20 protein-coding genes are annotated in these 24,298 nt (G+C 49.9%); 13 read left to right on the forward strand and 7 right to left on the reverse strand.

The genetic code is table 11. The features are described 5' to 3' along the window. Positions 1-188: 188 nt before the first annotated feature. Both F1593_RS05635 and F1593_RS05640 read right to left on the reverse strand, forming a co-directional pair. Positions 189-1,106, reverse strand: coding sequence for a 2-deoxy-5-keto-D-gluconate 6-phosphate aldolase domain-containing protein (locus F1593_RS05635; RefSeq protein ID WP_149400571.1), 918 nt, complete (start codon positions 1,104-1,106; stop codon positions 189-191). Between the two features lie 249 nt (positions 1,107-1,355). After that, the gene (locus tag F1593_RS05640; RefSeq protein ID WP_149400572.1) at positions 1,356-2,180 is read right to left on the reverse strand and encodes a DUF6585 family protein; all 825 of its coding nucleotides are present in this window, start codon (positions 2,178-2,180) and stop codon (positions 1,356-1,358) included. Between the two features lie 369 nt (positions 2,181-2,549). Here F1593_RS05640 and F1593_RS05645 point away from each other — a divergent pair, with 369 nt between their 5' ends. Then, positions 2,550-3,482: a ketopantoate reductase family protein gene (locus F1593_RS05645; RefSeq protein WP_149400573.1), complete on the forward strand. Its 933-nt coding sequence runs from the start codon at positions 2,550-2,552 to the stop codon at positions 3,480-3,482. 11 nt (positions 3,483-3,493) lie between these two features. Here the strand turns inward: F1593_RS05645 and F1593_RS05650 are convergent, their stop codons facing one another. Then, on the reverse strand, positions 3,494-3,748 hold the full coding sequence (locus F1593_RS05650) for a hypothetical protein (protein ID WP_149400574.1): 255 nt from the start codon (positions 3,746-3,748) through the stop codon (positions 3,494-3,496). A gap of 363 nt (positions 3,749-4,111) precedes the next feature. On the opposite strand from F1593_RS05650, the gene F1593_RS05655 reads away from it, so the two are divergent. Then, positions 4,112-4,750, forward strand: coding sequence for a thioredoxin-like domain-containing protein (locus tag F1593_RS05655; protein ID WP_149400575.1), 639 nt, complete (start codon positions 4,112-4,114; stop codon positions 4,748-4,750). A gap of 154 nt (positions 4,751-4,904) precedes the next feature. Here F1593_RS05655 and F1593_RS05660 read toward each other — a convergent pair whose 3' ends face one another. Further along, on the reverse strand, positions 4,905-5,579 hold the full coding sequence (locus tag F1593_RS05660) for a hypothetical protein (RefSeq protein ID WP_149400576.1): 675 nt from the start codon (positions 5,577-5,579) through the stop codon (positions 4,905-4,907). 432 nt (positions 5,580-6,011) lie between these two features. On the opposite strand from F1593_RS05660, the gene pgi reads away from it, so the two are divergent. Next, positions 6,012-7,646 carry a glucose-6-phosphate isomerase gene (gene pgi / locus F1593_RS05665; RefSeq protein ID WP_216368790.1) on the forward strand — a complete coding sequence of 545 codons (1,635 nt, stop codon included), beginning with the start codon at positions 6,012-6,014 and terminating at the stop codon, positions 7,644-7,646. A gap of 200 nt (positions 7,647-7,846) precedes the next feature. Beyond that, on the forward strand, positions 7,847-8,662 hold the full coding sequence (locus F1593_RS05670) for an aldo/keto reductase (protein WP_149400577.1): 816 nt from the start codon (positions 7,847-7,849) through the stop codon (positions 8,660-8,662). Between the two features lie 100 nt (positions 8,663-8,762). Here the strand turns inward: F1593_RS05670 and F1593_RS05675 are convergent, their stop codons facing one another. Next, positions 8,763-9,659 (reverse strand): aldo/keto reductase, encoded by an 897-nt coding sequence (locus F1593_RS05675; RefSeq protein ID WP_149400578.1) that lies wholly within the window; start codon positions 9,657-9,659, stop codon positions 8,763-8,765. Positions 9,660-10,354: 695 nt separating this feature from the next. On the opposite strand from F1593_RS05675, the gene F1593_RS05680 reads away from it, so the two are divergent. The 5 genes from F1593_RS05680 (at position 10,355) to F1593_RS05700 (ending at position 15,806) form a co-directional block, all read left to right on the forward strand. Then, complete coding sequence (locus tag F1593_RS05680; RefSeq protein ID WP_149400579.1) at positions 10,355-11,140, forward strand: sugar phosphate isomerase/epimerase family protein; 786 nt, start codon at positions 10,355-10,357, stop codon at positions 11,138-11,140. Positions 11,141-11,177: 37 nt separating this feature from the next. Beyond that, positions 11,178-12,974, forward strand: a complete 1,797-nt coding sequence (locus F1593_RS05685; RefSeq protein ID WP_149400580.1) for a hypothetical protein — start codon at positions 11,178-11,180, stop codon at positions 12,972-12,974. A gap of 60 nt (positions 12,975-13,034) precedes the next feature. Further along, on the forward strand, positions 13,035-14,096 hold the full coding sequence (locus F1593_RS05690) for a Gfo/Idh/MocA family protein (RefSeq protein WP_149400581.1): 1,062 nt from the start codon (positions 13,035-13,037) through the stop codon (positions 14,094-14,096). Next, positions 14,093-14,932 carry a sugar phosphate isomerase/epimerase family protein gene (locus F1593_RS05695; RefSeq protein ID WP_149400582.1) on the forward strand — a complete coding sequence of 280 codons (840 nt, stop codon included), beginning with the start codon at positions 14,093-14,095 and terminating at the stop codon, positions 14,930-14,932. The genes F1593_RS05690 and F1593_RS05695 overlap by 4 nt, the downstream gene beginning before the upstream one ends. 202 nt (positions 14,933-15,134) lie before the next feature. Beyond that, positions 15,135-15,806 (forward strand): 5'-methylthioadenosine/S-adenosylhomocysteine nucleosidase, encoded by a 672-nt coding sequence (locus tag F1593_RS05700; protein WP_149400583.1) that lies wholly within the window; start codon positions 15,135-15,137, stop codon positions 15,804-15,806. Positions 15,807-16,031: 225 nt separating this feature from the next. On the opposite strand, the gene F1593_RS05705 is transcribed toward F1593_RS05700, so the two are convergent. After that, positions 16,032-16,577, reverse strand: coding sequence for a methylated-DNA--[protein]-cysteine S-methyltransferase (locus F1593_RS05705; RefSeq protein ID WP_149400584.1), 546 nt, complete (start codon positions 16,575-16,577; stop codon positions 16,032-16,034). Positions 16,578-16,793: 216 nt separating this feature from the next. On the opposite strand from F1593_RS05705, the gene F1593_RS05710 reads away from it, so the two are divergent. The 3 genes from F1593_RS05710 to F1593_RS05720 all read left to right on the forward strand — a co-directional run bounded on the left by F1593_RS05710 (position 16,794) and on the right by F1593_RS05720 (position 21,832). After that, positions 16,794-18,254 carry a DNA-3-methyladenine glycosylase 2 family protein gene (locus F1593_RS05710; RefSeq protein ID WP_172631888.1) on the forward strand — a complete coding sequence of 487 codons (1,461 nt, stop codon included), beginning with the start codon at positions 16,794-16,796 and terminating at the stop codon, positions 18,252-18,254. Between the two features lie 383 nt (positions 18,255-18,637). After that, positions 18,638-20,455 (forward strand): ABC transporter substrate-binding protein, encoded by a 1,818-nt coding sequence (locus tag F1593_RS05715; RefSeq protein WP_172631889.1) that lies wholly within the window; start codon positions 18,638-18,640, stop codon positions 20,453-20,455. Between the two features lie 48 nt (positions 20,456-20,503). Beyond that, positions 20,504-21,832 (forward strand): ABC transporter substrate-binding protein, encoded by a 1,329-nt coding sequence (locus F1593_RS05720; RefSeq protein WP_149400586.1) that lies wholly within the window; start codon positions 20,504-20,506, stop codon positions 21,830-21,832. A 7-nt stretch (positions 21,833-21,839) separates the two neighbouring features. On the opposite strand, the gene F1593_RS05725 is transcribed toward F1593_RS05720, so the two are convergent. Further along, positions 21,840-22,733 (reverse strand): S1C family serine protease, encoded by an 894-nt coding sequence (locus tag F1593_RS05725; RefSeq protein WP_149400587.1) that lies wholly within the window; start codon positions 22,731-22,733, stop codon positions 21,840-21,842. A gap of 522 nt (positions 22,734-23,255) precedes the next feature. Here F1593_RS05725 and F1593_RS05730 point away from each other — a divergent pair. Continuing rightward, positions 23,256-24,125 carry an aldo/keto reductase gene (locus F1593_RS05730; protein WP_149400588.1) on the forward strand — a complete coding sequence of 290 codons (870 nt, stop codon included), beginning with the start codon at positions 23,256-23,258 and terminating at the stop codon, positions 24,123-24,125. Positions 24,126-24,298 lie beyond the last annotated feature (173 nt).

Consider the following 24,298-nt stretch of genomic DNA (forward strand, 5'->3'; position numbering starts at 1 on the left):
GGGATATCGCCAGGGTTCCTCGTCGTGCGGCGGAGAAGAAAAAAAAGAAAAAGGGGTATTTGGGGACACCCCAAACCCCGGCAAAGGGCTCGCCGCCCTTTGCAATCCCGCTTGAAAAGCCCTGCGTTCACACCTATGGGGATATCGCCAGGGTTCCTCGTCAGGTAACACGTACGGAAGAATAGATGTCAGTGGCCTTGACGACCAGCCTCAAACACGCTGATCCATTCTTCAAAGTGTTTGCCGATCTGCTCAGCAGCTACCTCGGTAGACGCTTGCTTCTTTTCATAGGCCACCACTCCATCCATAAAGCTGGTGCGACCAACCGCAAAGCCAATAAAGCCGGGCACACTGGCCGCCGTCTTCAGCCAATGGATCACGCGATCACTTTCCGCACCGCGTCCCAACACGATCACACCGACATTATCACGACCATTGCGGCGAGCCACCTGGACCAGCTTTTCACAATCCTCACGGCGATCCAGGCCCTCAATTTTCCAGACATCGGGATCAACCCCGGCATCCTGCAACTCCTGAATCGCCTTGATCATCAATGCGGGGCGCATTTGAAGATCGTACGCATTCTTGTCATGATCCAGACGATCAAGTTGGGCAGTTTCAGCTGGCACCAGCAACTCGAACATAAACAGGCGTTGCTTCTGTCGCAAATAGTCAGACAAACGCTTGAGACGCTCGGCCTGACGCTGGTTCATAGCCGCATCGCCCTCTGGATTATAGCGCACAAGGACCTTGGCAAAAGTCGGATCAACAGCCTCGATATGCCGACCAAAATCCTCACCATAGGCAAAATCGAACTCCTCTTGTCCGCTCTTCTCCACCGAAACCGCCGTAATATATCCCTGCTTGTGTGCGTCACGTAGCAGAGGAATCCCAAATTCCTCATCCACCAGAATACCGACCGCATCTTTGGGTGCGCTATGCTGCACCGCATACTTAAAACCTTCGTAAATGATGCGTTTACTATCAGCAACGGCATTTACCTGCTCAACATTCAATGGTTCTTTCCAGCCAAATAAGCTGGTAATATAGGAAGCACGATGATCAAACGGCAATATATAGAGTGGTTTTGTATAGCCCATTGGCATAAACATTCTCCTTCTCATCCAGGACGCTGCAACCCGACCGACAATCAATAAAGTTAAAGAGTCTCCTTTCCCTCACGTCAGCCAGAAAAAAGAAGTTTCAAGGCCTCACCTGAACGCCTGCCGATACTATCCAGAAAATCGCTAACAACATTTTTGCGCAATCTTCCCCAAATAGAAGAAAGGTCCCAATTCTCAAGAAAGGCAAGAGAATTGGGACCTTTGAGCCACGGTGTAGAAGAGGATATTCTTTTAGTAGAGAGGTTGTCCTGCACCCTGACGAGCATAATTGATTAATTCCGTGAATACAGCGACATTCGGCACCTTATTTAATGGTAGTGCCACCCAATTGAACATTTTTCCCTGCTGCTTGATCAGCAGACGCCCCTGATCAACCATAACGTTGCCGACCTGGGGCCAGGGCAAAAGGTCTCCTTTACCTCTGATAATACCTTGCTGGCTAATCTGAAGCGGACCGAAGGGGAGCACCTGTCCCGAATTATATGCAGTGAGCGCCTGAGGCATATGTAATCCCACAACTTCACGCTCGATGCGCGACCCGAGTATTTCCGCATGTAATACCCTTCGGTTATCCACGATAATAGTAGTGCCATCCTGGCGTTGCAGCGTATAGCGATCGCGAACGCTGGCTTTAAAAATCAACAAAACAAAGACACCAAGCAAGCCATAAGATCCATAACGTCGAGTACGTTGCTGATCATGCCAGATAACTGCAATATTTTCCCAGCGTATTGCATCCAGTTTGCTCTCTTTACCAGCAATCAAACCGGCCGAGAATTCATAAATGCGCACATTATAATGTGTTAACCCATAGATGCCATACACAATAGCAATAATGGGAATGATTATCAGTGCATAGAAAATATAATCGGTCAGGAAGAGAAGCGCAAGAAACAAGATGATATCGGCAATAATGATGCCAGCAACGATACCAATCACAGCCAGCGGATTAGAAATGCGCGGCTTGTAGATATGGTTTAATGGGCCAAGCTGGGACGCCATCGCAGCCTGAGCAACCTCCGTCGGCAAATTGGGGGCAATGTTGGGCTGTTGCATAATCAATGTAACTCCTTCCAAAGCTGGAATATAAAAAGATAAATGTAAAAGAAAAAAGCGCATAAAAAGAAAGAAATCTACTTTATGCTTCGCATAGTAAAATACTATACAGGAACAATATTTTCTTTGCAAGCCTGACTTTCTATTCTCTTTCAGATAAATAAAAAAGGAAAACTTTGAGATGCAAAAAACTTATGAGTAAGTTAAAGAACTATCACCTTGTCAAGTTATCTATACCACCAAAAAGTTGTTCCCTATCCAACAAATATTCATCTTTGCTGATTGATTGATGTCCACTTGGAGATTACTATTGTAAACGACGGCTGTTGAATAAGCAACAAAAGAACGATAAACAACAAGGAGTAATCATTGAAAATAATCATTTATGGCGCGGGCGTATTGGGAAGTTATCTGGCACATGCGCTGGTAAGAGGAGGCAATGATGTCACCATGCTTGCCAGAGGAACGCGTATTGAAGAACTGGAGAACAATGGTCTTGTCATTCGCCATGCGCTACAGCGGAAGACGACGGTTGACAGAGTTCATGTCATCAGTACCCTGAGGCCGGATGATATTTACGACCTTATCTTTGCGGTACTACCGTATTCAGATTTACCGGCGGTCTTGCCTGCCCTGGCGGAAAATCAAAGCCGCCATCTTGTTCTTGTAGGTAATAATCCTGATGCTCGTGCTATACAGCAATACCTCAAGGATAACAATGCGGTGGACAAACAGATCGCATTTGGCTTTCAACTCAGCGGAGGACGGCGGGAAAATGGTCGCATCATCAACGTGAGTGGAGGCGGACGGATGGAAATTGGTGGTCTCGATGGCGAACTCACATGGCGTCCTCTGCTCGAAGCAGCCTTTCAACATGCCAGCTATAAACTGGCTTTTTCTGAGCAAATTGACGCCTGGCTGAAAAGTCATATCATCCCCGTTCTGGGAATCAGCTACGCTACCTGTGCCGGGAATGGTAATTTACAAAAAGCGACAGGCGACAAAAAGCTGCTAAAGCAGATCATTGGAGCCTTAGACGAGGGATACAGGGTATTGGAAACGCTCGGGTATCCGCTCATCCCTGCCAGACAGGCACAATTTATTCGCCAGAGACGACGGTTACTTTCCCTGCTCATAAAGATATATGCAATGACCCCGCTCCCCGGGCTGGTAGATCCAATGACACAACTCGATGAGGCGATAGCATTACAGCATGCCTTCAACGAGTTAAAGCAAAAAGCGAACATCCAGACCCCGAATTGGGATGCGCTTGAAAGCTACCTTACCCGGGTTCAAGGATAGACTATTCAGGCTTAAGCCCAGCTCCAGGGCTGGCTGCGGTCTACGTTGGTATTGCCGGTCCAGGTAAATGCGCTATCGTAGAGATGACCATTGGTCAGATACCAGCCAGCCAGCGCCCCGATCTCATCCGAATATTGGCGCAACCAGTTCGGATCGCTCGTTGTGACCCAGCCCGTGTTATAGCCGATCAGCGCGTGTCGCAAAAGTTCAGTTCCACTATATCCAACATTACCAGCCTGATGGGCAACAAGCAAGCAAGAAAGCATAGAACAGAAGGCCCATGTTATCAAACAAAGCGTACTTATCAATCATGAATCACCTACGGACACAGGAGATTAGTCCGGGTCGCCAATGCATAAGAACAAAATCTTCAATTTAGTGTTATTACTAATAAGGAGTTCATGCGGAGAGATGGCATGGGGAGCAAGCAGCCAGACATAGCAGTGAATAAAATGTGAACGACAGAGGTGATCCAGATGAATTCAGTCGGCTCTTGTCTGGTTAGATGGAACATTTTAGTATACAATCATATGCATCTATCACTTTTGTATGCGCACACCGGGGTACACATACAGTATTTGTGTTTTCGCATCTCTCAATGAGAGGATTTAGAGAAAGCTAAAAGGAACATGCCAAGTACTACCAAAAAAAGCGCGGCTGAGAACCGCGAAGGGGGCCAACGGCAGCAGCGGCAACGGCGCTATGTCAGAGAACAGGCAAAAAAGCGTAAAAAGGAAATAGCTATTTGGAGTGGCGTGGCCGTTGCGTTAGTCCTGATCATTGGCATCATTATTTATGCGGTCAATAGCCAGCAAAGCCCTGGGGACATTGCAGGAGTCGTGAGTTACAGCGGATTGACGCGCAACCACGTCACGACCAAGGTAAACTATAAGCAAAATCCACCTGTAGGAGGAGATCATAATCCCGTCTGGCTGAATTGTGGCGTCTATGATCAACCTGTCCAAAATGAGAATGCGGTCCATGCCCTGGAGCACGGGGCCGTCTGGTTTACTTACCAGTCTACCTTATCGGATGACCAGATCGCACAACTACGGCAGCTCGTCAAAGGACATACATACGCCATACTTTCGCCCTATAACAACTTGCCAGCACCTATTGTTGCCTCAGCATGGGGCTTACAATTAAAAGTGAACAATGCAAATGATCCACGCCTGGCTCAATTCTTAAAAAAATATGAGCAAGGACCGCAGAGTCAGGAGCCCGGAGCCGCCTGCAGCGGTGGCACAGGAAATCCTATTAGTCAATAATGTTGGAACATTCCTATCCATAAATCGAATAGTCGCTCTCGTGCACCCTTATTTATCCATTGAGAGTGGGAAGAGTTCAATTGAGAATAGAGGCAAGGATGATTGCCTCTATTCTCATCTGTTTGGATGATTTATGGCAAAAAGGTAAGAGCCTCTAGTGATAAATGAGGCCGGGAATTTCATTATTCATGCGTGCAGTCCGCATACGTGGCAGGAACACGTTCTGATAGAGTTCAAAGGCGTCTTCATAACCCTCATCGCACTTGTTTGGATACAATCGATAACAGGCCTCTGACATATTGTAGTGGAGGAAGAATATGCTCGAGTGAGGAATGGTTGGCAATTCTCCATATGCTTCACCTTCTACCTCATCTATGTCACCCTCAACCCATCCTTTTAAAGCGGGGTTGATATATAATCCCTGTATTATATTCCTGTTATCACTCTTCATACAAGATAATTCCAATAGCGTGAAATCTTTTCCACGCAGGACGACCTGAAGCGTATGTCCGGCATCCGCAAACTCGGTAAGGAGGGCACAGAGACTACTTACATTTGTTTTGCCAGGAATAATTGAGATGCAGAAACGTGTAGACGCGACATCAAGGGGGAAACGTCCATCCGCACACAGCCGATCATCAGCCGTACGAGTGATTTTCTCATAGATACGTAACGTTTGGATTGACGCATCTATTGGAGCTATAACACGCGCTCTTATAAAATCTCTATGCCCCGGTAGCAGATTTGTCTTCTTCTGTACATCGAGCACAGCGTGTATTTTGAATAAATTCTGGAGCAGAGCAACAAAAATATCAAGTGTCGTTGTCATAGTCGCCTCGTACAGTTTTGCCTTATCTTTCATATTCAAAAAGAGATCTAATCAATGTGCAGCGCTTGTCTGATTGGGCACCTCAAGGATAAGATGATTCATATGGAGTGGGATAGAATGATCTCAAGAACTTCTTCCTTAAAACAGGAGAATATTGAATATTTTACCACAACAGATAGCTGGCACACAACTATCCTATATTCTCTCTTCATCTGTCAAAGTACGCGCTAAAAGAGGTGAAGGGCTTTTTCAGGGAGGCCCCCAGGATGTTCATTGCTCGCTTCTCAAGCGGAATTACAAAGAGGATTGTCGGCGCTAGAATTTGTTGCAATGTAGCGAAGAGACAGGTCATAGCGTGTCAAAGAGTGGTATACTCTCAGAGATCGGGCGTTATACAATACCCGATCAACAGTAAGTTGAAGAGGAGATTAAATGATGTCAACCAAATTGACAGACCAACCCTCCTGGAGGGCACTTAAAGACCACTTTCAAAAGACTCATGACCTTCATCTGAGGACACTCTTTGCCGAAGATCCAAAACGCGGTGCGCGTTTCACTCTTGAGGCGGAAGGTCTTTATTTAGATTATTCTAAAAATCGTATTACCGATGAAACACTCAAATTATTATTGAATCTGGCCGAGTCGGTTGGTTTGCGTCAACGCATTGATGCGATGTTCAGTGGTGAAAAGATCAATGTGACGGAGAAGCGTGCGGTATTGCATGTGGCTTTGCGCGCCAACAAAGATCAGTCCATTATAGTTGATGGTCAAAATGTGGTTCCTGAAGTACATGCCGTGCTGGATAAGATGGCTGGCTTTGCGAACCGTGTCCGTAGCGGTGAATGGAAGGGCCATACCGGCAAACGCATTCGCAATATTATCAATATCGGTATCGGCGGATCTGATCTCGGCCCCTATATGGCCTATGATGCCTTGCGCTATTATAGTGATCGCAATCTGACCTGTCGCTTCGTGTCGAACGTCGATGGCACCGACTTTGCCGAGGCTGTCCACGATCTAGATCCCGAAGAGACACTCTTCATTGTGGTGTCTAAGACCTTTACGACAATTGAAACCCTGACCAATGCTCGTTCGGCCCGCGCTTGGAGCCTGAACAAGTTGAAGGATGCCGGTGCGGTTGCGAAACACTTTGTAGCTGTCTCGACCAATGAGAAGGAAGTCGCTAAATTCGGTATCGATACCGCGAATATGTTTGGTTTCTGGGATTGGGTCGGTGGCCGCTATTCCTTTGACTCAGCCGTTGGCCTCTCCTTGATGATCGCCATTGGTCCCGAGAACTTCAAAGAGATGCTGGCTGGCTTCCATGCGATGGATGAGCACTTCCGCACCGCTCCTTTTGAGCAGAATCTGCCAGTCCTGCTGGCCTTGATCGGCATCTGGTATAACAACTTCTACGGCGCTGAAACCGTGGCAATTCTGCCGTATGATCAATATCTGGATCGCTTGAGTTCCTATTTACAACAGCTCGATATGGAGAGCAATGGCAAACATGTGGACCTGGAAGGAAATGTGGTCAATTATCAGACCGGCCCAATCATCTGGGGTCAGCCTGGTACCAATGGTCAGCACGCCTTCTATCAACTTATTCACCAGGGCACCAAGTTAATTCCTGCTGATTTTATTGGCTTCAGCCAGACGCTTAATCCGGTAAAACCACATCATGATCTGTTAATGGCAAACTTCTTTGCGCAGACCGAGGCTCTGGCCTTTGGTAAGACGTCTGAAGAAGTGGCCGCCGATGGTGTCGCCGACTTCCAGGTTGCACACCGCACCTTTGAAGGTAATCATCCTACCAACACGATCCTGGCGGAGCGCCTGACCCCTGCGCTGCTCGGAAAGCTGATCGCGCTCTATGAGCACAAAGTGTTTGTGCAGGGCACCATCTGGAACATCAATTCCTTTGATCAGTGGGGCGTTGAACTGGGTAAAGTGCTCGCCAACCGCATCATTCCCGAGCTGGAAAGCGCCACAGAGCCCCAGCTCAAGCACGATAGCTCAACCAATACTCTGATCAACCACTATCGCCAGCAACGCAAGGCTGAATAGTATTCAATACATTCAAGTTTCACAAAAGAAGAGTCCTCTCTATCCCTCAATACGAGGTGGAGAGGACTCTTCTTTTGTGAAACCATTACTCTATCTTGAACGAGATAGGAGCAATGAAAGGCCCATTTCGACTTCCATGGGTCAGGTATACTGTGCGATAGGACAGAGTAGAATAGCGTAAATAAGGAAGAGAGGCATGTATGGAATATCGTATTTTGGGCCGTAGTCAACTGCACGTTCCGGTGATTGGCATGGGAACCTGGCGGACGTTCGATGTGCGCGGTGAGTCTGCTTTGAAGAACGCCCACGCGGTAGTTAATAATGCACTCGCCCATGAAGTGACATTCTTCGATTCTTCTCCAATGTATGGGGCCTCCGAGCATGTGCTGGGCGAGACATTACGGGGACGCCGCCGTGACGCACTGGTCGCAACGAAGGTCTGGGCGAGGACGAGGAGCGAGGGACAGGCACAGATTAAATATGCACTGGCTTGCTTCGAGAATCTGGTGGATGTCTATCAAATCCATAATCTGGAGAATTGGCTGGAGCACCTCGCCTTGCTAGAAGGCTACCAGGCTAGCGGGCATGTACGCGCCATCGGAGCCACTCACTACAGTGCCAGCGCCTTCAAAGAACTGCGCACAGTCATGCGGACTGGCCGTATCTCGGTCATCCAGATTCCCTATAATCCATTGCAGCGCGAAGTTGAAACAGAGATTTTGCCGCTGGCAGCCGATCTGGGCATTGGTGTGATCGTAATGCGTCCCTTTGGCGAGGGAAGTTTGATGCGACGCATCCCTTCAGCACAGGATCTAAAGCCACTGGAAGGCTTTGGTGTGACGACCTGGAGTCAGGCACTCCTTAAGTGGGCCCTCAGCGATATGCGTTGCCAGATCGCCATTCCAGCCACTAAAAATATCCAACATGGCAGCGAAAATGCAGCAGCAGGCACCCCACCCTGGTTTGGACAGGAAGAACGAGCCCTCGTCGCACGCCTGGCAACCCGCTCTAACTAGAGAGAGAGAAAAAAAAGCCCTGGTACAGAGTCGCCGCATACTTGCCGCGAGCCTGTACCATGCTTATTAAGCTTATTTTTACGCGTGTCGTGTCTCACGCTTATTTGTGCGCCTGATTGATCGCCTCAAATTCCTCGGGTGTCAACTTGATCGTTGCACCAACGACATTCTCTTCAAGGTGTTTGACCGAGGAGGTGCCAGGAATTGGTAGGATGGTTGGTGAACGATGCAGCAACCAGGCAATAGTGATCTGGCTCGGCTGAACCTGATGTTTTTTAGCAACGGTATCCAACGCGCCACCAGGTCGGGCCAGATCGCCACCACCCAGGGGGCCCCAGGGAATAAAACCAATGCCCTGCCTGGCACAGATGTCGATCAGCTCATCCGATTGTTGAGGCGTCATACGCTCGGATTCGTGATTTGAGAGATTGTAACGATTCTGAACAGTCACAATCGGGACAATCTTTTGCGCACGAGCCAGTTCGTCGATAGTGACATTCGAGACACCAACATGGCGAATCTTGCCCTCTTGCTTCATCTTTGCCACCTCGCCCATGGAATCCTCAAAAGGCACCCTGGGATCTGGACGGTGGAATTGATAAACATCAATGTGATCCACACGCAAGCGGCGCAGGCTACCTTCCAGAGCCTCCCGCAAATGAGCAGGACGCCCATCTTGCGGCCACTGATTGGGACCGGTACGCAACAGGCCACCCTTGGTAGCGATCACAAGATCCTTTGGATAGGGATAGAGCGCTTCAGCGATCAGTTCCTCACTGACATTGGGGCCATAAGAATCAGCGGTATCAATAAAATTGATACCCAGTTCCAGGGCACGGCGTAACACAGCAAGTGAGCCCTGCTTATCCTTTGGCTGACCCCAGATGCCATCGCCAGTAATGCGCATTGCGCCATAGCCGAGACGATACACCTGTAAATCTCCACCAATTTTAAAGGTTCCACTCTCAGTTGCGGGCTGGTTTTGTATATTTGTCATATCTTAAACCCTTCCTTGCTCTTTTGTATATGTCGACCTGCCGCTTGTCAGATACACAGGTCGTCTTGTTGTCTATCTTGTCCTTGTTGTCTATCTTGTCCTTGTTGTCTATAAGGTGGATAGCATTCCCACAGACATTAGCATGCGTCTAACAATCAGCAAAAAGACTCTCTTTATTCTACTCATTGCGGATGCAATAAGTAACACGCATCATCCCGCTTTTCATTCCAAACTCAACAATAAAAGCAACAAGATAAGCTCTAGAAAGGCATTTCCGTTATCTGACAGTAATGCTTTTCTTTTTTTTATTATGGCTGTTTTTCACGCCTATGTAGTTTATTTAATAGGAACATTAACCACATTTCTTATTTTACGCGCCTCATTTGATAGCCTGTAGTTGCATAAAACTTCACACCAGAATAGCTCCTCAATCCCCTCCACTGGCAGGTGCACGCTCATTTTTTCATTGCTCTCAGATGGTATATATGCATCATCAGGAAAAATGTCGATAAAATGAGTGAGGAAGCGTTCTTTTCTCTTTGCTTGCCAGTCTGGGAAACGAGACTAAATAGAATTGTGTTATGCTACTTTTATCTCTCAAGGTGAATGAACACTTTGAACAATCGTTTACGTCTTGTCGGATATTCATCCTGTACGTATCACGAACATTCACGCATAAGTGGAAAGAGGTTACAATGAAGTTTGGAGTCTGCACATCTATTCGGACTGTTCAGATCCTGCAAGATATTCAATTTGATTATCTTGAAGAGGCTGTACAGCGTTTTCTGCTCCCTGAAGGCTCCCAAGAGGATTTCGAGGATAATCTACGAGCTGTGCGAAAGCTAGCATTTCCAGTAGAAGCTGCTAATTCACTCCTACCTTCTAATCTTCCGATTATCGCAACCCCTGAACGCAAGATTGATGCCGGTCGTCTGGAAAACTATATGAAGACCACGCTGCGCCGCGCCGAACAGGCGGGTATTCGGATCATTGTATTTGGCAGTGGGGTCGCACGTACCAATCCAGAGGGCTTTCCTAAAGCTGATGCCGAACAACAGGTTCAGGAACATCTGGCGACCTGGAGTAGCTGGGCCAGGAATCATGGCGTACAAATTGTGCTTGAGCCGTTGCAATATGCAGAAACAAATATCTTCAATACTGTCGCGGAAAGTGGCGAGATGGTCCAGAGGATTGTGGAGAGTGGCGCACGTCTGTTAGCTGATACCTACCATATGGCCCTCAATCAGGAGAACCCGACATCCATGATTCCCTATGGACCGCTGCTGCGCCATGTACATGTGGCTGAGAAGCAGGAGCGCGCGGCTCCTGGTCGGTTTGGAGAGGATCAGCGTCCCTATTTCGCAGCCCTGAAGCAGGCTGGCTATGATCAGCGAATCTCGATTGAGTGTAACTGGGTTGCGTTTGAACGCGAGCTAAATCCAGCCCTGGCCGAACTCAAGCGCCAATGGGCCGAGGCATAGACAAAACGCGACATATCACGAGAAGAGGTTGTTTGTTATGACATATCGGCAACATCCGCATCAGCAGTCCGCAGCACTGCACAAATTGGTCACTGAGGATGCCGTGGGCCTGCTGCGAGGCCGCGCCGGGAAGATGGCGGTACTGGGCAGTGAGGACGGTAAGCTTAAACTGGATTGGGTAGAAGGGATTGCCCGCCTGCTAGCCGATCCAGATGGATTGGAAGCGGTGGAAAATGAGGCCAGGGCACTCTGGGAACAGGGGATTCGGCATATTATCTGGGCTGGGATGGGTGGCTCTATCATGGCGGTCCGCGTTTTAAAACAGATGGGCTTCGGTGATGCCAGCGCGGAGACCGGCATTACCATTTATCCGCTGGATAGCACTGATCCAGCGGCCTTAAACACGATACTGCAACAGATTGCACAGGCCAAACAACAGCCCCTCACGGCATCCAATAGTGAGCTCAAGACGCTCTTGGAGGATGTGATGATGGTAGGCGTAGCGATGGGCATGACATCAGAAGAACCGATTACCCATCTGACCTGGTTTACGCAACTGCTGGAACAAGCAGGGCTATCCCCGGCAGCCCATCTGCTGGTGATGACCCTGCCAGACTCGTATCTGGATCGCTTCGCGCGCGCCCAACACGCTCCCAGCCGTCCCTTGCAACTGGATGGCGGTACCGGGACAGGAGGTCGCATGAGCGCGCCTGCTACCCGTGTCTTTCTACTACCAGCGGCGCTCTATTTATCCCGCCAGGGGCCAACAGCAGGAAAGTTGCGTCAGGTACTCAGCAAGGCCTGGAACGACCACAATCTGGAACAAGCGATGACCCAGCCAGCCCGACATCCTTTTGTGCAGCTTGCCGCAGCCCTGGCGGATACAAGCAGCGCGGGAGCTTGCCGCTTGCTGCTCAACGCGCCCGCCCCCTGGGATACTCTTTTTAGCTGGATTGAGCAGTTGATGGAGGAGAGCCTGGGCAAAGGTAAGCAAGGTGTCGTCATTTTCCAGGATCAGGAACTCAATGCACAGGCAGCAGATTTCCAGCATACAGGCACGTTGCGAGTCGTGCTCAGTGCGGATACTCAGCCAGTGACCACGACAACCCACGAAGAATTGCCGAGCTTTATGCTCCATCAGCCCTACCTGGCATCCACAAATCCCCTTGACCGTCTGGCGGCAGTCGCCACATGTTTCCTGGGCTGGCAATTGAGTATGGCTCTCTATGGCTATCTGCAAGACATTACCTTTGCCGGACAGCCTGCAGTCGAGGCATATAAAGCCGGAGCACGGAGCCTGCGCAATCTGCCAGATCCTTTACAGCCCCTCTACTCCTGGCCTGTGACCTTTTCTGAAGGCTCACTGAAGCTGTATGCACCGCTTAATGTTATAGAACAGGCAACGCCAGCAGCGGTTCTGGCAAGCACGCTCAAACGCGTACGACCTGCTTATTTGGATTGTACGATCAACGGCGAGGTTTTCCCAGAGCTGAAAGATGCCCTGGCACAGATCGTTTTTCCGCTGGCGAACCGCTTGCTCGGTATCCCTGCCAAGCTGCGTCAGGCTCCCGCGGACTATCATTCTACCGAGCAGAGTGAGATGGATGGGCCGCCTGATCTGGTCAGCCTGCGTATCCTGTTCCATCAACATGAACACATTCAGCTCGGAACATACAGTGATACCTTCCTGCTAGCCCAGGCCGTGAGTACCTGGCAAGCAATGATCGGACAAAACCGCCAATGCTTCTTGCTGGTTATCGATGGCAGCGCCCAACAGGCGGCGAGCCAACTCACCGGCTATCTAAGGGGCGTGGTACAAGAGCTACGTTCATAAAGCCTCTCAGCAAATAGTATTCAGATGATGCATCCAAAAAAACACATGAGGTAAAAACAGATGACAACGAAAATGCGTTTTGGGATCGTTGGCTGCGGAGTTATCGGTCCGACACACGCGGAGGCAATTCAGACCCTGCCTGATGCAGAACTGGTGGCGATCGCCGATATTGTGCCTGAAAAGGCTCAGAAGATGGCGGACAAGTTTCATGTGACGGCCTATACTGATCTGCAAACCATGCTTGAGCAAGAGCAGCTCGATATTGTCGATGTCTGTACACCCAGCGGCCTGCATGGTAAACATGCCTGTCAGATCATGCGCGCGGGCAGTCATGTGATCATCGAAAAACCAATGGAGATTCAACACGAGCGCATCGCCGAGATATTAGCAGTACAGCGTGAGACGGGAAAGAAGCTGGCAGTTATCAGTCAACACCGTTTCGACGAGTCCTCACAGCGCCTGCATGAACTGGTTGGGCAGAAGGAATTGGGGCGGATTGTAATGGGCAATGCCGCCATTCCCTGGTGGCGCTCACAACAATATTACGATAGTGGGGCCTGGCGCGGGACCTGGGAACTCGATGGCGGTGGCGTGCTCATGAATCAATCGATCCACTCAATCGATATCCTGCAATGGCTAATGGGGCGTGTGAAGAGCATTTATGCCTATACCGATACGCTCGTCCATAAAATGGAGACAGAGGACGCGGCGGTAGCCATCCTGCGCTTCGAGAACGGGGCACTGGGCACGATTGTAGCCACAACCGGAGCCTATCCAGGCGTTACCACACGTATTGAGGTCTTTGGAGAGCGCGGCTCAGCCGTGATTGAGGATGACCGGCTCAAATATCTGCGTCTCGCCAGTGAAGATACGGAAGAGGCCGGACCCTATGGTGGCGGGAAGAAACATCAAGCGGACGTTGAAACAGACCAGAAGGATACAGCCAGTGATCCAGCAGCCTTACAAGCGACCACCCATGCGCGTCAGATCGCGGATATGATGCGTGCGATACGCGAAGATGGTACGCCACTGGTTGATGGATATGCCGCCAGTCATCCTGTCGAGATCATTCTTGGCATTTATGAATCCGCCCGCACGGGTAAAGAGGTAACATTATCATGATTCATTTATCCGCTTTTGCAGATGAAATCTCACCTGACCTGAATGAACAAATCGCGGTTTTGCACAGCGAGAATATTCACTATATCGACCTGCGTTCGGTCTGGAAGGTCAATGTGCTTGACTTCTCAGATCAGCAGATCGAGGATATCAAGCGGACACTCAAGGAGGCCAGGATCGGTGTGGCTGCGATTGGCTCGCCAATCGGCAAGGTGCCCATAGATAGTTCGTTCGAGGAACAGTTGCACCGTTTTGAGCGTGCCCTCAAAATCGCCCAGGCCCTCTCAGCGCCCTACATCCGCATCTTCTCCTTCTATCCGCCCATCCAGGATGAAGCTGGCTCAAGCAATCCAGCGGCCTATCGGGATGAAGTGCTCAGCAATCTGCGCGAAATGACCAGATTGGCACGTGCCGCTGGAATTATCCTGATTCACGAGAACGAGAAAGCCATCTACGGTGACAGTATCGAGCGCAACGTGGACCTGCTCAAGAGCATCAATGATCCCCATTTTCGCGCGGTGCTCGATCCAGCGAACTACCTGCAATGCGATCAGGTTCCCTATCCAGGCGCGTACGAAGCCATTGCGCCCTGGCTGGAATATGTCCACGTCAAAGATGTACGAACCGACGGCACGATGGCAGTAGCCGGGGATGGAGCGGCAAGCTGGTCTGCGATCCTGGAACGTCTGCGCAGAGATGGCTATGCGGGCTTTGTGGCCCTCGAACCGCATCTTCAGTCAGCAGGACAATATCAGGGCTTCAGTGGACCGGAACTATTCCACCAGGCCTCACGCGCCCTGCAGGATCTCCTGCGCGCCATGGGTTGGTCCTATGCCTGAGTGAAAGGAAACAGAGTACTAGTACTGCGTTACAGTTCATTTGAAGGAATGGGAGAGAGAATGGGGCACAGCCCCCAGTCAAGAGGCTGCCGTCCCTTGCATCCCCGCTCTAGTCCCTTCAAATGAGCTTTGACGCACTAGAGACAAACGGGCTTTTTCCTGCTATGATTGAGGTAAATCATAGAGGAGCTTAGCTGTATCCATGACGTTATTTGTAGTGACACCACTCCTGGTTGAATTAGATGCCTTGACCGAAGGTCTGGTCAGGCGGGGCTTTGAAAAACAGGATATACAGGTCGGTAAATTGCCTGTACGTTTCTTTGCGGAACTTAATCTGGCCCTGGCGGTGGGCGGCCTTGGCAAATCTCAATGTGCCGTACAAACCCAGCATTTGATCGATAATTATAAGCATGTAGATGGTGTGATCTGTGCTGGCGCGGCCGGGGCCCTGGCGCAAGAGATTGCAGTGGGTGATCTGGTGGTGGCACGCGAGACCGTTGAGCACGACTTTAAACATAAATTTATCAAGAGCCCCCTGCCACGCTTCACCGCGTCACCGGACATCCTGGCTCAGTTGGAGCAGAAAGCCTTCTCAACCACTAACTTCACCGTACATTATGGCAATATGGCGAGCGGCGATGAGGATATCATTGAGACCGAGCGCGCTCAGGAGATTCGCGCCCTGACTGATGCGATTGGGGTGGCCTGGGAAGGGGCTGGAGTGGCACGCGCCTGCCTGTTCAGTCAGATCCCCTTCCTGGAGATACGCGGCATCAGCGATACCGCCAACCACGATGCGCCAGCCGACTTCCTCAGCAATGTAGGTCTGGCTATGGATAATCTGGCCGCCCTGCTCGTCAACCTGCGCAGCTAACCACAGCCGGTCAGCTTATAAGTACATCCTTATCTGGCCAATACCAGCGCGATCTTGCGGCTCCCTGGCTGGCAGGCGCGTGCGCGCCTGCGCCCTTTTTATTATGTGATGCAGAAAAGGTTCGAAGAGCCTTTTCTGCATCACATAATAAAAATCTGTTTGAGCACCGCAGGTGCAAAAACTCATGCACAGAGACCATGGAGACCATAGGAGGCTGACACTTTGTTAGAGAGCAGCCGTGGATAGCTGGCGGCGGGTCTTTTTTGGCTGGTTGCTATAGCCTTCATGCTGCAAGAGCCATTGCTTGCGCTCCAGCCCGCCCGCATAGCCGGTGAGCGATTGATTGGCTCCAACAACCCGATGACAGGGCAGGACGATGGCGACAGGATTGAGCGCATTGGTACCGCCAACCGCACGATAGGCTGTCGGATTGCCCAATCGGGCCGCTAACTCACCATAGGTAATGGTCGTGCCGGATGGGATATTGCGCAATGCCTGCCAGACCTGCTGCTGAAAAGGCGTGCCACCAGTGCTGACAGGGATAGTATCCAGGGAGTGATAGTCACCTGCCAGATAGGCACGCAGGCTGCTACTGAAGCCACAGGGATCGATCGCGGGCTGCAGATGGATGGAGCGATAGCGCTGTTCAAGCAATCTCAGCATGCGCGGCTCGTAATCAGTATAGTCGAGGGAGCACAGCCGCTCACCATCCACAACAAGCACAATCGGGCCAATGGGCGACTCGACTGTATCATAGAGTAACTCTTTCATCCCTTGATCCTTTCATGGGTAGCTGGTCGCTCGCTGGCACCATAACGATACCCGAGCAGACATTCGGTTGTACTCCAGCATAGCCGATCTGACAAGTTCTGGCTAGCGGTTTTCGGACATGAGCATCACATTACATCCTCTATGAGCCAGTATATACAGCACGGTCATGTCCGAAAACCGCTAGTCGTGGGCATAGTTTTCGAGTATCCTATATGCATGGAAACAGCAAGCACTATTCATACAGATTTTGATCTTTGCTATCGTGCGCTGCTCAGCCGTGATGCACGCTTCGATGGGCGCTTCTTTACCGCGGTGACCACAACGGGCATTTATTGTCGACCTATTTGCCCCGCCACGACGCCGCTAGAACAGCATGTACGCTTTTATGCTTGTGCGGCCGCAGCGGAAGCTGCAGGATTTCGTGCGTGCCGACGCTGCCATCCTGAGGCCAGTCCTGGATCGCCAGACTGGAATGTGCGCGCCGATCTGGTGGCCCGTGCGCTGCACTTGATTGCTGATGGCGTTGTCAATACGGAAGGGGTTCGTGGGCTCGCCCAACGGCTCTCTGTGAGCGAACGGCATATTCATCGCGAATTGGTGGCCGAGGTTGGCGTAGGACCGCTGGCATTGGCTCGTAGCAGGCGCGCTCAGACAGCACGTCTGCTGCTTGACCAGACATCACTCTCACTAACAACTATTGCCTTCAGCGCTGGCTTTAACAGTATTCGCCAGTTCAATGAAAGTATGCAAGCGGCGTTTGGTTGCGCTCCATCAGAACTGCGTCAACGCACCTGCCCTGCCAATAATGGAGATGGCAAGCTCACATTACGTTTACACTATCGCCCTCCCCTCGCGCTGGATCCGCTGCTGGCCTACCTTGAGCGCCGAGCGCTACCGGGGATCGAAGAGGTCAGTGCAGGATGCTATCGACGTACAGTAGCCTTTCAGCGTTCACGAGGTATTATCGAGATTGAGCCCATTGCTGGCAAAAATGCCTTGTTGGTTCATCTGCAGCTCAACGATCTGAGTGAGCTTGGTCTGATCGTGCAGCGCTGCCGCCAACTCTTCGATCTGGATGCTGATCCAGCAGCTATCGCGGACATCCTGGGGGCTGATCCATTGCTTGCCTCTCTTGTCGAGGCACAACCGGGACTGCGCATTCCAGGTGCTATCAATGGCTTTGAACTGGCGCTACGGGCTATCCTGGGACAACAGGTATCCATAGCGGGAGCCAGAACGCTATGCGCCCGTATGGTTACTAGATGCGGAGAAAAAATCTCTGAACCCCAGGGTTCACTGACGCATTTCTTCCCAACACCAGAGCAAATTCTGGCCGCCGACCTGCAAGGATTGGGATTAACACAGGCACGAATCCAGGCGATCCAGGCCCTGGCCCGGGCAGTCGTCACTGAAGGATTGGGATTGGAACGAGACGCGGAGCGAGAGCGTACCAATGCACAACTGCTCTCCTTACCAGGGATAGGACCCTGGACCGCATCCTATATCGCCATGCGTGCCCTGGGTGATCCCAACGCCCTGCCAGCCACTGATCTGGGCCTACGTCACGCTTTTGAAGCACATGGCCTCAAAACCGATGCTCGTAGCATTCTATCCTATGCTGAAAAGTGGCGTCCCTGGCGCGCCTACGCCACCCATTATTTATGGAATACCCTCTAAACCAGACAAACAAATAGCAAGAGGCCTACTACATATGATTGTTAGTAGGCCTCCTTTGGCTCTCCGTCCTTCCGGGTGGTGGAAGAGGGAAGGTGCGAGGACGCCTCGCGCTCCGTCAGGGTCTGCCACCCCTGCACCCCGCTTTCACCCTAAAGTATGTAGCCCCCCTTTTATTATGATCAATCACTTATAACAATAAATCCCTCCTGCTAGATGACTTTACATTTGATGTTCAAAGTTTTTATACGTTCTTCTATAGTAGTCATCCATAGATGTGGCTTTTTGAATACATTCACCTCTTTGCAGAGAAAGCTTCTCTCGTATGAGTAGCTTCTATGCACGATCATTGCCCGAAGCCACACTCTTCGCGAGGAGGCGATAGAATGGATCAGCAAAACAAAGATAACCTTGCAGATAATCAAAAACCGCTGCCACCCTGGTTGATAGTAACGTGCCGCAGGCTGTGGAAATGGCAGGCGCTCGCCTGGGGACTCTTTCTCTATGATATCCTGATGAATTCCTTAGCTAGCCTCCTGACCATACCTTCCGCCTTTTCAATTGGCTTGCGTGGGACGCTACTAGAAATACTCTATTCAAATCGTTACCTGCTGATCACGGTAATTTTGCTAGATATCATTGTTGGTATTATTGCTCGCTTCCCCCTATCGGAAACGACAAGCCAGACCCCCAAACTACTTTTCGCTCCTATACATCTGATAAGTAAAAAGCTCATGACGGTCATAATTATCGTAGTAACCTTTATTCTATTGATCTTGCCATTATTATCTGCCCTTCCTGCACTTACGCATGCCTTTGCGCCGACAGGGTTGGGACTACATGAAATTCATAGTGGAGAATACTATGGCATCTGTGATGGCAGTTGTAGTTTTGATCTACAACGCATGGATGGTCAGCTGAAAATAGAGGCGCGGCAGGCTTTTCAGTCCCATCAATCCATACTGGGTTGCTCTTATCTGGATTGGGCCAGAGAATATGATACCACCGATGCCGAGGCGAATATTTATTATGAGGATCAGCAGTGCAAGAGTACTTTCACAGGTCGCTACATTACTTATTTAGCAGTGGTCGCCAGTTCTACAAATGCAAGTATTCTCAATTACAATCGTGATCTCATGCAAGGACTCTACATTGCACAAAAAGAATACAATGATAGCCATTCTGTTGGAACGCATATCAGGATCTTGCTGGCCGCAGGTGGCGATCCTGCGGGCCCCGGGGCGGACGGCATCCAGCAATCCCTATTCAATCAGATCAATCAACTGGAGCAAACAAATACGATCAATGCCATCGTAGGCTTGCCGTTTGGCTTTGATACGCTGACTAACCTGTTAAGCGGGCAGGGCATCCCTATCATCTCCATCGCTCCTACGATCTCTAGCAAAGCGATTGCCAATTATCTCAGTATCGTTCCTTCATTACAGGATGAAGCCAGATCGGCATTTGAGTATATGAAGAACTCATTGCATGTGTGTAAAGTTTCGGTCGTCTATAGCAGCACAGATGTCTATTCAGTGGCCCTTGAGAAAGCCTTCTATACAGCCTTTGGTGGCTCATTAGTATCAGCATTAGATTATGCCGATAATAGCAGCTATAGTATCGATCAAGTGGTGCAAGATTTAATTGATAACAGCCCTGATCTGGTTTACTTTACCGGCCCGGCTGAAGATGCTGGTTTGATGATGGAAAAGTTGAATGAACATCAACAAAAAATGAAATTCATGGGAGGCGATAATATCTATCAATTTGTGCATGCACCGCAGGCAAGTAAGGCCGAATTCGACAATATGTACTTTACCAGTTATGCATTTCCCGATGAGTGGCGCGCCCAAAAGATAGCACAAGCACCTGCATTCATCAATGACTACAAGCAAGCGTTCAATCCAGATCTAACTCATACTGGAAATCCCTATACGTATACACGATCTGATAGCGTGGCGATACTGGGCTATGATGCCACCTTACTACTCAATAAATCGACAGAACAGCTTCCACAACTGACGCCAACGACCTTATGGCAGAGGCTTCTGCAGTATACACCCGCGCAACCGTTTAAAGATGGATTAAGTGGGCAGATTGCCTTTACGCCTGGTACCAGCACACCAAACAACAAAGCGGTTCTGGTGCTCCAGATCCAATCTGAATTAACACATGCTATCGCGGTCGAAGCAGGCTACTTTTAATGATAGAGACAACAGTCACATCATTCAGGTTCATCAGGAGGTATCACTATGGACACTGCATCTCAAAAAGGTCTGGCCGGATGGAATGACCACCGGATAACACGCCGCCAGTGCAGCCAGATGCTGCTTACGGTTGGCATGCTGGGTGCTGGACTGGGAAGCATGTTGTCCGCTTGTACACAGCAACCCGCCAATCTTTACTGGCATAGCGAGGATGATGAAAATCATTCGTTCCAATATTTATCGAGAAAGTTTAATGAAACTCATCCTGACATCCAGATCCAACAAATGCGCCTGTCACCGGGATCGCCATATAATCCCCATGATGATGTCATGAACCATATCAAGAGCGATCAATATCGTCCCGATGTGATATCACTGGATGTGGTGTGGATGAAAGAATTTGCGACCAATGGCTGGCTTGAACCATTAGATCGCTATTGGCAACCCATTCAGGATCGCGCTAACTATCTTCCAAATGCCTTGCAGGCTGTCAATTTTGATGGGCATATCTGGGCGGCGCCGCTACACACCGATGTTGGCGTGCTCTTTTATCGCACGGACATCGTGAAGACAGCACCTACGACCTGGGATGAATTGAAAAGCCTATCCTTAGAGGCGACCCGCAGCGGCAAGGCAGCCTATGGCTATGTCTGGCAGGGCATCAAAACCGAGGCGCTGATGTGCAATTTTGTTGAAGTACTCTCAAGTTTTGGTGGTCACCTCTTTGACCCGCACGATCCCAAAAAAGTAACCATCTACCACCCGGAAGCAGTCCAGGCACTGCAAACCATGATCGATTGGATACACGGTCCACAGGCCATCTCGCCCCTGCAAGTGCTGGGGTACGACGAATCAGGTTCAAACACCACCTGGAATAATGGGAAAGCTGTCTTTATGCGTAACTGGCCAAGCCATATCTTCTGGAGTAATGATGCGCAACAGTCAAAGATCGCTGAACAGTTCAATGTCACGGCCTTGCCTGCCGGTTCCACCTCCACGCGGGCCTGCCTGGGCGGCTGGCAACTGGGTATTAATGCATTTTCTCCCCATAAAGATGATGCCTGGACCTTCATCAAATGGATGCTAGAGAAGGATGCACAACAATATCTTGCCGTCAAGGAAACATTTCCCGTGACCTTAAAAGATATATACAACGATCAATACATCGATGATTTTAATCCTTTTTTCAAGAAGATTCCAGATATCCTGAGAACGGCGCAAAATCGTCCACAGCTTGTAAACTATCCTCAGGTCGCCAATGCTATCCAACAATATGTCTATCTGGCGATCCAACAACCAAAAATCTATCCAGCCGATATGGCACTGAAATTATTGCAGGGGCAGCTCGAACAAATCATGCATCAATCCAAATAGGAGAGCATCACAATTTGTTTTGATGCCGGTCAGCGCTGATGAGGCGCGGCGCGACGACTTGAATACGATTAGAAGGGATGGCAAAGCCGACTCCATTAGCGGGTGTTTTGTATTCGGGAACAATAGCCGTAAGAGTGGGGATACCAATGAGGTTTCCACGCATGTCTATCAGCGCGCCACCACTGTTGCCAGGATTGATAGCGGCGTCGATTTGAATCGTTTCGGATAGGATGTGTCCGTTTTCACCAGTAACGACGTTGCGCCCCAACGCACTGACAATACCGCTGGTGACGGTCCGGGTAATACCCAGTGGATTGCCGATCACAAGCACATCCTGACCTACTAACAGGCGTGAGGAGTCTCCGATGATGGCGACGGATAGTTTAGCATGGTTAGGATTGATTTTAATGACCGCCAGATCATCTGCCGGTGTACTTCCAATCAGACGAGCAGACAAGGTGAGACCATTGAACATGACAACCTGGATGCTCTGTTGCCCTTCGATCACATGATTATTGGTGATGATGTAGCCACGCCGATCAATGATCACGCCTGATCCAACGCTACTTCCGGTCGCGCTCTTGACATCAATCTGAACAACCGCTGGTTGGATGTTCTTGATCACCTGCTCACGAGTCGCTTCTCGGCTATCAGGATGTCCTTCAGGCAGCAACGGAACCGCATTACTGCCCGTTTGCAAGCCACTGCCGGATAGATCATGCATTTCAAACTGCCAGCCAGCAACCATGCCGCTTCCAAACACAAGAGCCAGAAGAAGAGCTCGTAGCAGAATAGATCTCATTTTCGGCTGTCTGGTAATTCGAGCGGCATATGACTGGCTATCAGACCGCTTTACGCTTCCAGTTTCCAGCAAAGAAAGCTTGTCATCTGGTCCATCCATCTAACTACCTCCTGTAATCGAGCACACATCCACTATAGCAGGCAAGTGCTATACGCCACTCCTCTTGCTGCGACCTCTCTACTTGCTGTTCATGAAGACAGCAAACAGTTCCTCTGCTACGCAATAGAATAGCACTATAAGAAACACGCACGATACAATCTCTTTGTTACGTGTCTCTCTCAACTCTCCATTTATAAAAGGAGTCACGTGCACAATCATGTGAGCACATACCATGCTTATCTATTCATGGGAGCCTGGATTGGATGAGAAAATTGGGGGTGAGAAATTATAGAAGTCAATGTAAGATAGGACTAATGATCAAATCGTGCGCTCGTTTGCTATAGTATGTATAGATGAAATTAATTTGCCTGTCAGATATTGACACAGTAGGGAGAATCACTAAGAGAAAAAAAGCTATCTCATCAGTACGGTATAAAATGAGAGAATGCCTTTGCTCATCTTTAAAGATCACTATACCGTATGAGATAATAGAAAGAAATACATACAAGAGGAGTGCTATAGATGTCAGATACTCAACAGTCACCTGCCGCCGCCTGCGGGTCGTTTACTCTTGGCGGAAATCGGCCTATCCATCGTTTAGGTTTTGGGGCCATGCGCTTGACCGGGCAGGGCATCTGGGGGCCACCCAATGATAAGAATGAAAGCCTGGCAGTCTTGCGCCGTGCTGTCGAACTGGGGGTTAATTTTATCGATACCGCCGACGCATATGGCCCCAACGTCAGTGAAGAACTGATCGCCGAGGCTCTCTATCCTTATCCCAAAGGATTAGTTATCGCGACCAAAGGCGGATTAGAACGCCCCGGTCCCGGCGTGTGGACTCCCAATGGACGCCCGCAACATTTGCGTGAGGCACTGGAGGGAAGCCTGCGTCGCCTGAAACTGGCTCGTATCGATCTCTATCAATTTCATCGTATCGATCCCGCTGTGCCATTAGAAGAATCGGTGGGCGAGCTTGCTCGCTTGCGGGAAGAGGGAAAAATCCAACATATTGGGCTCTCAAATGTCAACGCCGAAGAATTGAACCGCGCCCGCAAAATTGTTCCTATTGTGACGGTCCAGAATCGCTATAATGCGACTGACCGCGCATCCGAACAACTGATTGACTACTGCGAACGCAATGGCATTGGCTTTATTCCCTGGGCACCGCTGGGAGGCGATACCCTGAGTTCAACCGAGACGCTACGCCAGATTACGAAGAAATATGATGCCACCAGCAGTCAGATTGTTCTTGCCTGGTTGCTCCGACGCTCCGGTGCCATGCTCCCCATTCCAGGGACATCCTCGTTGAAACATCTGGAAGAAAATGTCGCCAGCGCGACAATCCGCTTGAGTCTGGAGGATTATAAAGCCTTGCGCGACACTCGCCGCTAAGTTGCAAGTTCTTGCTAGCAGGAGAAGGAGCATCCCGATGTTACGCTGCTTACTCGAGATGCTTCTTCCCTTGCTTATCATATATTCCGATTTAAGCATCAATCACTGCTATTATTTGTATTAATCTAATAATGCTTATTAACTATCTTTTCTTTTTTCCGGAAATGTGAAAA

This window comes from Dictyobacter arantiisoli, assembly GCF_008326305.1.
Taxonomy (GTDB): domain Bacteria; phylum Chloroflexota; class Ktedonobacteria; order Ktedonobacterales; family Ktedonobacteraceae; genus Dictyobacter; species Dictyobacter arantiisoli.